The 12771-nt window shown below is 40.2% G+C and carries 12 protein-coding genes, 1 tRNA gene and 1 rRNA gene; 9 read left to right on the top strand and 5 right to left on the bottom strand.

The genetic code is table 11. The annotated features are described in order from the left end of the window. Window positions 1–93: ribosomal RNA gene (locus V7K50_RS23475) — 16S ribosomal RNA — on the bottom strand; the annotation flags it as partial. 670 nt (window positions 94–763) lie between these two features. On the opposite strand from V7K50_RS23475, the gene rsmA reads away from it, so the two are divergent. From rsmA to V7K50_RS23445, 6 genes are all read left to right on the top strand, one after another. Further along, window positions 764–1612 carry a 16S rRNA (adenine(1518)-N(6)/adenine(1519)-N(6))-dimethyltransferase RsmA gene (gene rsmA, locus V7K50_RS23470; protein WP_334964228.1) on the top strand — a complete coding sequence of 283 codons (849 nt, stop codon included), beginning with the start codon at window positions 764–766 and terminating at the stop codon, window positions 1610–1612. A 93-nt stretch (window positions 1613–1705) separates the two neighbouring features. Further along, complete coding sequence (gene ispE / locus V7K50_RS23465) at window positions 1706–2680, top strand: 4-(cytidine 5'-diphospho)-2-C-methyl-D-erythritol kinase (protein ID WP_334964226.1); 975 nt, start codon at window positions 1706–1708, stop codon at window positions 2678–2680. Window positions 2681–2837: 157 nt separating this feature from the next. Continuing rightward, the gene (locus V7K50_RS23460; RefSeq protein WP_334964224.1) at window positions 2838–3167 is read left to right on the top strand and encodes a DUF3082 domain-containing protein; all 330 of its coding nucleotides are present in this window, start codon (window positions 2838–2840) and stop codon (window positions 3165–3167) included. 296 nt (window positions 3168–3463) lie between these two features. Continuing rightward, window positions 3464–4069, top strand: coding sequence for a sporulation/spore germination protein (locus tag V7K50_RS23455; protein WP_334964222.1), 606 nt, complete (start codon window positions 3464–3466; stop codon window positions 4067–4069). Window positions 4070–4241: 172 nt separating this feature from the next. Further along, window positions 4242–4313 (top strand) — tRNA-Gly (locus tag V7K50_RS23450). Window positions 4314–5247: 934 nt separating this feature from the next. Then, the gene (locus V7K50_RS23445; protein WP_334802008.1) at window positions 5248–5466 is read left to right on the top strand and encodes a hypothetical protein; all 219 of its coding nucleotides are present in this window, start codon (window positions 5248–5250) and stop codon (window positions 5464–5466) included. A gap of 580 nt (window positions 5467–6046) precedes the next feature. Here the strand turns inward: V7K50_RS23445 and ftsH3 are convergent. The 4 genes from ftsH3 to V7K50_RS23425 form a co-directional block, all read right to left on the bottom strand. Continuing rightward, window positions 6047–7888 carry an ATP-dependent zinc metalloprotease FtsH3 gene (gene ftsH3 / locus V7K50_RS23440; protein WP_334964220.1) on the bottom strand — a complete coding sequence of 614 codons (1842 nt, stop codon included), beginning with the start codon at window positions 7886–7888 and terminating at the stop codon, window positions 6047–6049. 111 nt (window positions 7889–7999) lie between these two features. Beyond that, window positions 8000–8794, bottom strand: coding sequence for an aminotransferase class IV (locus tag V7K50_RS23435; protein WP_334964218.1), 795 nt, complete (start codon window positions 8792–8794; stop codon window positions 8000–8002). Window positions 8795–8811: 17 nt separating this feature from the next. Continuing rightward, window positions 8812–9237, bottom strand: a complete 426-nt coding sequence (locus V7K50_RS23430) for a GNAT family N-acetyltransferase (protein ID WP_334964216.1) — start codon at window positions 9235–9237, stop codon at window positions 8812–8814. Between the two features lie 23 nt (window positions 9238–9260). Beyond that, window positions 9261–10049, bottom strand: coding sequence for a hypothetical protein (locus tag V7K50_RS23425; protein WP_334964214.1), 789 nt, complete (start codon window positions 10047–10049; stop codon window positions 9261–9263). A 336-nt stretch (window positions 10050–10385) separates the two neighbouring features. On the opposite strand from V7K50_RS23425, the gene V7K50_RS23420 reads away from it, so the two are divergent. From V7K50_RS23420 to V7K50_RS23410, 3 genes are all read left to right on the top strand, one after another. Further along, entirely contained in the window at window positions 10386–10859 is a 474-nt protein-coding gene (locus V7K50_RS23420; protein WP_334964212.1) for a hypothetical protein, read from the top strand. Window positions 10860–10961: 102 nt separating this feature from the next. Continuing rightward, window positions 10962–11813 (top strand): hypothetical protein, encoded by an 852-nt coding sequence (locus V7K50_RS23415; protein ID WP_334964210.1) that lies wholly within the window; start codon window positions 10962–10964, stop codon window positions 11811–11813. Next, window positions 11810–12760, top strand: coding sequence for a hypothetical protein (locus tag V7K50_RS23410; RefSeq protein ID WP_334964208.1), 951 nt, complete (start codon window positions 11810–11812; stop codon window positions 12758–12760). The genes V7K50_RS23415 and V7K50_RS23410 overlap by 4 nt, the downstream gene beginning before the upstream one ends. Window positions 12761–12771: the final 11 nt, after the last annotated feature.

The following is a 12771-nucleotide window of genomic DNA, read 5'->3' as shown; positions in this document are numbered from 1 at the left end:
TCCGCCACTAAATCCCGAAAGATTCCGTTCGACTTGCATGTGTTAAGCATACCGCCAGCGTTCATCCTGAGCCAGGATCAAACTCTCCGTTTTGTTGTGTTTCGAGTTTGTGGCTCTGAAAAAAATATTTTCCAGAATCCTATTGACAATTTCGATTATCTTTTTGGGAAATCCCAAAACTAAAATCTTTTGACGAGGATTGGTTTTTTTCTTAAGCTTTCAAAGTATTATGTTTTTTAGGTTCAGCGGTCGTTTGCGTTCTTTCGCTTCCCGACTTAACTAGAGTAACTAGTCATCCCCTAGTTTGTCAAGGGGTAAATTTATTTTTTTTTCTAAAAGGGCAAATCCCTTGACTGGCACTACTTTCAAGTCAATGGCTTGAGCAACGGGAGGGAGGCAAAAATAAAGTGGCTAAACTTGACTGTGTGAATAATGCACGTTGCTTGTCCATAAATGGGATCTGATGCAGGTTGAGTGATTATCGAGAAAGTCAGGAGGTGGCCTTCCTTGAGGGATTTATCCTGAATCCAAATGCTCAAACTAACTATATATAAGAGCATAATTGTTGCGGAGCTTGCGGTTTAAGACTTCCATCCCATAGGTGGAGCTTATATGGACATTTACGCGATCGCCACCTGTGCATTTCTAGAGCGTTCGGAATGGAAGATAGGCGTTACAGTGAGTCTAGCGCTGTAGAGGGGCTTCAAAATTTATCATGAATTTTTGAGAAAAAGCTAAAAACTAGACTAGGCAATAAATACAGATGATCCGACCGCGCAAGGTCTTTGCTCAACATTGGCTCAAAAGTGAAAAGGCGCTCAACGCAATTATTCAAGCAGCAGAGTGTACGGAAAGCGATGGCTCCGCCAACGCCAAAGGCGATCGCATCCTGGAAATTGGCCCCGGAACCGGGATTCTGACTCGTCGTTTATTACCCTTGGTGCAATCTCTGATTGCAGTTGAAATAGACCGCGATTTATGCCAACTGTTGTCAAAGCAGCTTGGTAAGACTAAAAATTTTTTACTGCTGCAAGGCGATTTTCTCAGTCTAGATTTACCATCTTATCTGGCAGCCTTTCCCAATTTCCAAAAGCCAAATAAGGTAGTAGCCAATATTCCCTACAATATTACGGGGCCAATCATTGAGAAACTACTGGGTACGATCGCTAACCCCAACCCCGAACCATTTGACTCTATTGTATTGCTGGTACAAAAAGAAGTAGCAGAAAGGTTGTATGCTAAAGCAGGATCAAGAGCTTTCGGAGCGTTGAGTGTGCGGGTACAGTATTTGGCTGAGTGTGAGTTAATCTGCACAGTTCCAGCGGCCGCATTTCAGCCACCGCCAAAAGTTGATTCAGCAGTGGTGCGATTGCGCCCCCGAAAAATCGAAATACCAGCACTTAATCCCCGACAGTTAGAGAATTTCTTAAAGTTGGGGTTTGGTGCCAAGCGCAAAATGTTACGAAATAATTTGCAATCAGTTATAGAACGCGATCGCTTGAGCCACTTACTGGAACAATTAAAAATAAATCCCCAAGCTAGAGCCGAAGACCTCAGCGTTCAGCAATGGGTAATTTTAGCGAATGAGTTAGGAGTTAAGAGTGAGGAGTGAGGAGTTAAGAGTGAATATGTAGATGATTGCTTTGATTCAAAACCCAAAATTCATCCATTCATAACTAGCAACCCATAGCTTCTACCTTTCAAAATGCGTTCCTACAGCCTAATTGCCCCTGCTAAAATAAATTTGTATCTGGAAATCATTGGCGATGCCTCTGGCGGGCTACGCCAACGCTCCGATGGCTATCATGAGTTAGCCATGATACTTCAAAGTATTGGACTTACAGACCATATTGATGTGCGTTCCATCAGCACTGAGAATATCTGTGTTCACTGCAACCACCCACAAGTACCGACGGATAAAACTAATCTGGCATACCGCGCAGCCGAATTAATGGCGAGGCAATTTCCTGAAGCCTTTGCTAAATATGGGGGCGTGGAGATTACTATTAACAAGCAGATTCCTGTCGCTGCTGGGTTAGCTGGGGGTTCGACGAATGCAGCAGCTGTGTTGGTGGGGATAGATTTACTGTGGAAATTGGGGCTAACTCAGTCAGAATTAGAGGAGTTGGGAGGTACACTCGGTTCAGATGTACCATTTTGTGTAGCGGGTGGAACTGCGATCGCCACAGGTAAAGGTGAGCAGCTTTCTCCCCTGCCAAGTTTGGATAGTATATATATAGTCTTAGCAAAATACCGCAGTCTGGAAGTTTCTACCGCTTGGGCATACAAAACCTATCGACAGCAGTTTGGTCATTCTTATATTAGAGATAGCGGCAACTTGGAAGCGCGTGCTAATGCAGTTCATTCAGGAGCAATAGTGAAAGCTATCCTGGATAAAGATGTGGGAGAAATTGCCCAAAAACTGCACAATGATTTAGAGCGGGTGGTATTGCCAGTCTATCCCCAAGTTTTGCAACTGCGAGAAGTGTTTGCAAATCAAGAAGGTGTTTTAGGAACTATGATGTCTGGTTCTGGACCAACTGTATTTGCTCTTTTTAAGTCTCAACAGGAGGCTGAACAGGTTAAGCTGCAAGTCAGAGAAGCAATTATTGATGAAGACTTAGAATTGTTTGTGACTCGGACAATTACACATGGGATTCAGGTAGCATCTTCGGTTTAAATAAATTTTTCTCGTTAATGGAGTATAAGGAATAAGCTGATGAGTTTTTAAGTTGCATAATTCAAATCGCTAGTAAAGATGCAGAAATGCAATTTGAATGACGGTTACCTGATGACAGTAATTATTCTTAATACTTCAATTCCAAATCTAAAATGTTATGAATGACCAAAATCTAACGCCACAAACAGATACTAAAGAACAGGTTACAGCGAGTCCGTTACGCTGTTTTGCTGGGGCGGTGATTTCGGGAGGAATGGGATTTGCAGTGTATTCGCTGATGATTGCGATCGCAACAAATTTTGCTACTAAACCTATTCATTCAATTAATCCATTGGTGGTGAAGATTTCTTCTGCTGTCCGTACTCTGGTTGTTGGTGTATTTGCTTTAGGAAGCGTGATATTTGGTATAGTGGCAATTGGTTTGTTGGCTTTGGGAGTGCAATTATTAGTGCAGCAATTGATCAAGCAAAAAAGTAGTGAAAACTAGTAATTTGCTTTAGAGTAAACAACCTAAAGGCATAACTAGGCGATCGCAACTACAAAGCTTGGGCATTATCGTCGTTAGTAAGTCTGACTTTTTTACACACACTTATTTATACCTTGTAGTTAAAGCTGGTATATATGCCATTATACTTGGTGAGTCTCTCTGTATAGTATTATCCTTGACTTTAACAGATTTGGGGTTGACACTTTATAGACTGGCTCAATATTCAAAAATTTATGCGGAATTGATACCAGCGACACTGAAATTGATAGCAGCAACATTATTTATAAGCAAAAATTATGAACACAACCAAGAAATATTTTTTACCTCTTATTTTTGTGATAATGGTCGTCAGCCTAGGCAGTTGTAGTTCTAACCCCATCGCTCGTAATATTGATAGCGGAACGCCATCGCCTGCCACAACACCGCCGAATAGCTTATCATCTCAGACTCCCAGCCAAATTCCTAGCATAGCTCAGTTGAGAGAAAAATCTCCTAATCAAAAATCTCCTAAGGAAAATACGCCCTCGCCATCAACTTCTGAAGCTACCATTAGCAAAACTACCAGTGTCACACTATACACAAGTGATACTCAATGTCAAAAACTAATTCCAGAAAAGGTTTCAGTACCAGCTGAGGAACCAGTGACAAATGTAGTGAGTAAAATTTTAGAAAAACGAGATACAAGCGACTTTAGCCTGTCTGGGTATCGTGTCAACATCAAAAATGGCATTGCTACAGTTGATTTGCGAATATCTCCTGAGTCAAAGCGGCAAATAGCTTCTCTTTCTAGTTGTGAACAGTTTGCTCTGTTTGGCAGTCTTCGTAAAACCCTAACGAGTAATGCCCAATGGAATATTAAAGAGGTTCGCTTTACCGAGCGAGGAGAGGACATTGTTCTTTAGTTAAATATGGTAGTAAGTGCCGTCATCAGATAGCTAAAAAGATTTCCCAATCTGAACACACTGACAGAACTCATACATCAGCAGTTGCCCCATCAGGTATGTTGTAGCCAATTGAAAACATCTGTAAATAGTGGTATGGTTAACTTTAATGCTAAGTTTATGGCAGCAATTAGCGGGTGTAATTCAGTGGTAGAATGTCACCTTCCCATGGTGAACGTCGTGGGTTCGAGTCCCATCTCCCGCTTTAAAATCTACGTGGTATTTATTACTCGAAATCGAGTTTAGTGGAACTTGCAGCTTATATTAGCATCCGCTTTAAAATCTACGTAGTATTTATAGGAATCATATTTGATTTCTGAAAAAATCTCAGTAGTCTTGTAGTGTTACGGCTGACCTAACGCACCATCCGAAGGTTTTGGTGCGTTAGCCTACGGCATAACACACCCTACGTATATTTCAAAAATCAAATACTAGTCCTATATTACTCCAAATCGAGTTTAGTGGAACTTGCAGCTTATATTAGCATTCCCGCAAAACCCAGTAGGTGCGAACATCTTTGCATTGGTTCCAACTTCGAGCCAGGGTGAAGGTCATTCTCGGCTACGCAAACGGAGCTTTCCTCCGTGGGCTAAGAGAAAATTAAGGTTTTTTAACCCAGGGGGGTGGGTTTCGCCTGTGTAGACGAGCCAGTGGGTTGGCTGGCTCCGCCGATTTGTTCGCGTAGCCTCTCTTTTTGGGAGAAGCAATTGGCGTTCGGTTTCTAAACGCCCTTTTAACGTTAAGTTGACACCTATGAGAGATGTACGCCCCTACGAAGTGAAGTATCCATGCAATTAAAATCTGAGGATTTTATTGAAATGCATCTATCCTATAGAGGATTTTCTAAGAAGTATAAATAAATATTTATATAGTTATTTAAAGATAATGTAATCTCAGCATTCAAACGCGACGCTGTAAATCTCATAACTCAACGCATTACCATCTTTCAGAGGTAGCAAAACCAAAGGAGGAATGTCATGATTATGAGATGTACCTTTGGGCAATGATGTCAAGTAGGTGAAATATTTATTAATATTATTAATAGGAAGTGTAAATTCAGCGTCAGGAGTCCGAGAAAATTCCTAATGGCAGGTATTTCGCATCAATCACCAGATTCTTCACTAACGGAGCAGAAGATCATGAACGACCAGCAACCATCAGACTCTAATAAATTCGTCGGAAATCTCAAGAATGGGATTTGGCTGTTTGGGCTGTCATCCTGGGTATTTGGCATTACCGATCGCAGTATTGCTTCATTTGCGGATGGCTATCTATCTGCTTTGGATTTGACGCAACTATTCACGGCGGCGACGTTCTTTGTGGCGTGGCTATTTTTGAAACCGACATCCAGAGTTTAAGATCGGCGACTGGTTGAGTATCCAGTCACTTTTGACGATAGTCTTAGTAAAGAATTTAGAAAGTTATCTATTTGATCGCCATAAGGGGTGCGGCACAGAATGCATAGATTCTTTTGCATTGATTACAATCAGGGTAATTCGTGAAATCTCCGAATTACCCTGATTTCTAGTTTTACCGAGAGAGAATCAGGATCTATACCAAGTTTGGGCAACCTGAAAATTTTTCTAATTTTCCGAAATTGATTATCCTCAAGTGGTAGTCTCTATTAGACTAACGATTTATACTGAAACTCTATAACGAACCTTCGGGGAATATAACCCCATTTTGGATTAAAAGCCCAGTCTTTATGGCTGGGCTTTTGACAAGGAACTTAAAATAATTCGTAATTCGTAATTCGTAATTACGTTTTGTTACGGGGATTTAGCTTAGGCGTTCAATTCGCGCTGCCTTTAGAGACAGGGGACTTAAACCCCCAAAGTTCCTTAAAAAAATTGGGATAACTCTGGGAAATCCCAGAATCACCCCGAATTTTAAAAGTTAGAAGTTAGGAATTTTTTTAACTCATCACTTCTGATTGAATTAGGCAAAGGCGGCGGTTGTCACATCGTTATTCGAGAGAATTTCTTGCAATTCCTCGGCATCTACTGTTTCTTTATCAACCAACATTTGCGCTATCTGATCTAAAATGTGGCGGTTACGCACCAAAACTTCTTTAGCACGTGTATAGGCTACATCTACAAGTTTGCGGACTTCTTCATCAATGGCGGCGGCGGTTTCTTCAGAAAAATCACGCTCTGACATGATATCTCGTCCGAGGAACATATTACCTTGTTGACGACCAAGGGCGACTGGTCCTAAGCGATCGCTCATGCCAAATCGGGTGATCATCTGACGGGCAACCCGGGCTACTTGTTGGAGGTCGTTAGAAGCACCTGTGGTAACTTCTTCTTCACCAAAGATTAATTCTTCAGCAATCCGACCACCCAAAGCCACAGCCATCTGATTTTCTAGATAAGCACGGCTGTATAAACCAGTGTCCATCCGGTCTTCGCTGGGGGTAAACCAAGTTAAACCACCTGCACGACCCCGAGGGATGATACTAATCTTCTGCACAGGATCGTAGTCTGGCATTAAAGCACCAACTAAGGCGTGACCAGCTTCGTGATAAGCTACCAAGGTTTTGCGCTTTTCGCTCATTACTCGGTCTTTCTTCTCTGGCCCAGCTAATACGCGATCGATCGCGTCATTGATTTCATCCATCGAAATTTCAGTCAAATTCCGGCGGGCTGCCAGAATTGCGGCTTCATTCAACAGGTTGGATAAATCTGCGCCAGTAAATCCAGGGGTACGACGGGCGATTTTATCCAAGTCCACATCTTTAGCCAAGGTTTTGCCACGGGCATGAACCTTGAGAATTTCGCTGCGTCCGGCATAGTCGGGACGGTCTACCACAACTTGACGGTCAAAGCGACCAGGACGCAACAGGGCTGCATCTAGGACATCAGGACGGTTGGTAGCGGCAATAATGATGATGCCAGTGTTGCCTTCAAAGCCGTCCATTTCTGTGAGCAACTGGTTGAGGGTTTGTTCCCGCTCATCGTTACCACCACCTAAACCTGCACCTCGTTGACGACCTACAGCGTCAATTTCATCGATGAAGACGATACAAGGAGCATTGGTTTTAGCTTGTTCAAACAAATCGCGGACGCGGGATGCACCCACACCGACGAACATTTCCACAAATTCCGAACCGGAGATGGAGAAGAAGGGTACACCAGCTTCACCAGCAACAGCACGCGCGAGGAGGGTTTTACCGGTACCAGGAGGGCCAACTAACAACACACCTTTAGGAATTTTTGCACCAACGGCGGTAAAGCGATCAGCGTTTTTCAGAAAGTCTACGACTTCGTTTAATTCCAACTTGGCTTGGTCGATACCAGCGACATCGCCAAATGTCACTTGAGTTTGTGGTTCCATTTGGACTCTGGCTTTGGATTTGCCAAAGTTCATCGCTTGGCTACCGGGGCCACTTTGAGCGCGACGTAGTAAGAAGAATAAGCCAACCAAAAGCAATACAGGGAAAAATAAGCTGCTCAGTGCCTTAAACCAAAAGCCTTCATCGGTTTGGGGCAAAACAGAAATATCAACGCCATTTGAAGACAGAGTATTGATCAGGTCTGGATCGTTAACTAAGGTGACAATCCGTTTCGCTGGGTCATATTTGGGTGTAACCAGTGCTGTAGAACGATCTGCACTCAAACTGACTTTTTCGACTTTGCCTTGTTGAACTTCTTGAATAAACTTACTGTATCGCCATGTCTCTCTGCTTTGGGGTTGTTTGTCAAAAAATGCTGTTCCCAGCGCAATGACGACAATAAACAGCAGCGCGTACAGCCCTGCATTTCTCCATTTTTTATTCACTAAAGTCTATCCTCCTGTATTTTTCGCGCCATCGCTTACCGTCTCTGCTCGGAAAGGTCATTATTAAGAATTATGTTAACTTATCTTAAGTGTAACAAGTTGCCGTGGCTGTCATCCGACAAAAAGCTCCCTGATTTGCCCAAAGCTAGGATGGTAGGGATTATATTGTAGCGACCCGGAAGGCTGATGCACGGTATGAATGGGAATAATTTCCACGACACTATTAGTGTAGGCGATCGCTTCAAATCTCTGGACTAACTTGACGCTCCAAGTTTCTTCTTGCACAGGCTGCTGCTGGTTTTGCAACCAGTTTACAAGTTGCGATCGCATAATTCCCGGTAAAATTCCTGCCTTTTTTGGCGGCGTGTACCAACTGCGATCGCACCACCCCCAAAGGTTGCCTGTGCTGGTTTCTAGCCAATTTCCTTGAACATCCACTAATATTGCTTCTTGAGCATCTAAACTAGTTTTTGCCAACCAAGCACTCAAATAGTTTCCAGTTTTATGAGAGGGGAGAGCGCGAGAAAATTCTGAACTAGCAACGGCGCATATTATACCACCTTTTTGTTTTTCTGTCAAATTATCTGGTAAGAATCTGCCTGTTATCCATTCCCGTCCATCAGGAAAGATGGTAATTCTGAGAACGGGGAAGTGTGTGAGGAGAATTTGGGCACCTTGACGCAGACGGTTCCAATCTGGTTGCTGCCAACCAAAAGATTGTACTGAGAAGAGTAAGCGATCGCAATGTGCTTGCCAATTCGTTAAATTACTATCTAGCGAGTTCTGATAAACCCGCAATGTTGTAAAAACAGTTGCCCCATAAAGTAAACCCGGATCGTTAATATCTAATTCTAGAGTTTGAGAGTGAACTAATTTACCGTCATACCAAAAAATATTATTTTTCACAACATGATTGTTTCTCGCTACAACTCTATTGAAAAGTGATGACTTGTAATGCTCATACGCTGTATGAGATAAAACCTGTGAGCGGCAAATCGCTGAACACCAGAATCAAGACTCAGGTGTTTACATTCATGATTTCTGGCATATTCAATTAGCCACTGAAATAACTGTTGACCGTAGCCATGTGACCGCTTAAACTCATCAACAACCAAATCATCAATATATAAAAACCTCCCTGATGATAAACAATTATAAATGCGAAATCCAGCGATCGCTACGGCTTCTTTTTCTACTTCCAAGAATACAAGTTGATATCCTTCTTTCATTTGATATCGAACTTGTTCTACAAACTTAGACTGGATAATCTGAGGGCGTAGCTGGGAAATAACTGGAAAACACCCTAATATTTGAAAGTCCGATTCTGCCAATTGGATTGACACTAGCATTACTCCAGAAATTACGAATTATTCTAATCCTTTTGGGGAAATAAAATTTTATGAGCGCCTTCAGGAGTTGTAATTACTTTTCCTCCCAAAGCTTCAATTTCCCTAATTGCTCGTTTCCGATTTTTCTCATCAACTTGATTATTTAAAACCATTGACCAGCTAGAAATTTGAGCATATTTACTGTGAGGGTTTCGAGTCAGAAATTCAGCAGTTTTTTGGGAAGTATTAGCGATCATCTGACTCTCTGGATCGGAAAATTTACTAGCCCAGGTTGCCGCCATTGCAAAAGAATGTTGGGCAGCTTTAGCATTGCCTAAAAATAATAACTCATCAACTCCTTTATAACGCCAGACGTAATAAGACTTTTCGGGAACCCAAGGAGATAGTGATTTTAAGCCTTTTTCTGATATTGCGATCGCCCGTTCTGGCATGGCAGCATACAATGAAGTACTGACAGAAAGACTCTGATAGGCTGCTAAAAATCGCGGGTCACGTTCTAGAATAACTTCAAAATATTCTGGACTTAAACTGTAACCTGTTTTATCCCGAACTTCATCGTCTCCGAAATATTGTGAAAAATCAAGATATACTAAATCTGCAATCAAGTTATTATAACCAAAAGTAGGCATTTTTTGGAGAAAATCAAGACGGATATTTTCAGCTTTTATTTCTTTCTCTAGAGTTTCTATAGAGGCAGATTTTTTGCTACTTATCAGTTTTTGCAATTGCGGGAATTGAATCAACCCAACTCCTAATACACAGGCACAAATTACAAAAGGTGTAACAATGGCTTTACGCGATAACAACAACATATTTTTATTGTTTTTCCAGGGATAACGAACTCATTGTATACAATGTACTTATTCTAAAAGTACCGTTTTTGACTGCTAACTAAGTACTTTTTTATACAAAAATATGCACTTATGCTAGTGTATACTTTGCGCCACCTTGTTTGCAATAGTAGATAAATTATTTTCTCTTATGAGATGAAATTAGCTCCGGGAAATCCCAGCTTGATTTTTATTGATAAATACTTTCTTCAATGATTAAGTTGTTGAGATTTTGCTTAGTTTTATTAAGTAAAGACGGGAGAATTTTAAACATCATCTACAATGAGACATTGTTGAGATTTAAACCTTCAGAAAATTATGGTAAATACCGCAAATCCGATAATTACGGATAACTTAGAAAGTAATAGACTAGCTATTAGTACAAAAAATAGTGATTTCAGAACAATAGTTACTAATCTTAATGCTGATAAAAAGGGACTGGATGTTGACCAAATTATTGATGCTATTAAAACAGCAATAGTTGAAGTTGTTGATTTAAAAATTACCACTTGGGTTGTAGATTCATCTGAGCAGTCACAAAATGAGATAACATCGGCAGATCCCAAACCAGGTAATCGAATATATACCCGAATTAATCTTGTTAATGGCGATATCGACAATGAAATTGGTAGTCAATTTACTGATAGTGGTACTTATAAAGAAATTCGGGAATTTCATTTAACTCAAATTAAAGACGGTCGAGAGATCATTCACAAGAACATAGAAAGTGTAGAAAAATTGTATAAACTTTTTATGGAAATTGTGAAAAATCGCAAAAAGTCAGAAATTTAAGTACTAGTTTGGGAATTGCGCCTAATTTTTAGGTTTATTTGCTTCTACCTATCATATAGAAGCCTAAAGCAATCTTGGTCAGAATTATAATAGGGTTACACTATGTCTAATGATATTCAAACTAAAGACCAAAATGGTACTAAACATCCAGATATTCAAACCCAAGCTAGAAGCTTGATCAACAATTTAGTATCATCTGTACAGACATTAGTTTCTGACATCACAGCTTTAGAAGTGAATACGATGGTTGTGGATAGGATTAATGCTTCCAAATTTAATGCTTGGGAGGCATATCAAGAAATTTATTCTATACATGATCCAGATTACTTTGATGCAAAAGATATTCCAGAAGAAGGTTATCAAGCTCAAGAACTACGTAAGCGTTATAGAAGTCTATTCGACCAAATTGAAAGAGAGTATTTTTACCTTCTTCTTGAGGAGGGTTCAGATTTTTATAATCCCCAGGATGAGAGGATAAAACGATATCGTCGGAGGCTTGAATATGCGAAGCAACATCAAGAAAATCTAGTTGAAAGCGATGAAGAAAATGTGAAACTAGCTGAACCAATACTCCCGGCTCCAACTCCCGTTCTTGATGACAAAGATAGTAACAAGCAAGAAGATTGGATTGACAATTTTAAAGAAATTCAAAGGCTTTTAAATAATGCTAGATTTGTTCGTACCCTACGTAAAATGTATGAGCTGAAAGCTGCACTTGATAGTAGTAACGTTAAAAGTACTAAAACTGATATTATTTATGCTCAAACTGTCATGCAGTTAGATGGAGATATTATCACTCGTTACCATAAAGAGCTTTTTAATCTATCTGAAGAAGCAAAGAATTTAATTATTAATACACACCATGAAGGAGTGGTTTCTGGGGAGAAACAGTGGCGTGGAACATTTAGTTTTTTGATTAATTTGATAAAAGGTATCGCAAATTTATCTCAATGATGAACGCCGATATAATAAAAAAAGGTAATAATCAAGCTGATGTTACGCTCTCGATTTCTCTACAAGTTCCTCAGGGCGATCGCTTGGAACTGAAGGTTGAGCAATCACAGTGTAGTTTCTACCTTAATGAGACAGTTGTACAGCAGATTCAGCAAGCACAAAAAACTGGTCTTTCTCTGTACATTCCACCCAAGTTGGTAATTCCTTTCTGGTATTACACTTGCTTCAGCAATAATGATGTACTTGTCAAGAAGAAAGAAACTATTGAAAAGCAGTTTAATCAAGCTTTTTACGTTATTGTTATAGTTAATATTTTAAAATTTTTTCTGATTAAAAACACAACAGGTAAAACAACCTTCCAGCCGGGAATCACCTTTAATTCTTACTATAAGCAAACTCAATCATCTTCAGATAGTTATGAAGAAGAAGACATCATTTTGCAAAGCGCTATCCTTATTCATGGTGATATATTTCACAAAATCAAGTTGGATTTTATGGAAAATTCCAACTGTTCAATAATTGTATCGGCTCATTATTGGCTGACAGAACAAATACTAAGTTCTTTTCGGACTAATCTAAATCTGCTAGTTTGGGAGCTAGCTTCGCTGCTTCCTGCTGCTTTAGTAGTTTACAATCTCTATTTACCAAATTGGGTACTATCAATATTTGCTTGGATAGGCTTCACTGTATTATTTGTGACTACTCGCTATTTTCTTGTCAATCAACTCCAAAAACGCACTTCTATCAACTCTAAATCTATAAATCGGTTGATATGGACGCTGATTTCTTTTATCCCTAGCGTTGTTGTTGGTGCTACTAGTAGCTTTAGTAATATTAATGCCTTATTATTGCCATTTTTGTCACTTCTTTCACCAAAACTTGCGGAGTATATTTTAAATTTTATCGGGCCACGACTGGGGAAACTGATCATTCGCAGATTCGTGTGATTTTGAATATA

This window comes from Nostoc sp., from assembly GCF_036917135.1.
Taxonomy (GTDB): Bacteria; Cyanobacteriota; Cyanobacteriia; order Cyanobacteriales; family Nostocaceae; genus Nostoc.
This window is presented reverse-complemented; position numbering and strand designations above follow the sequence as displayed.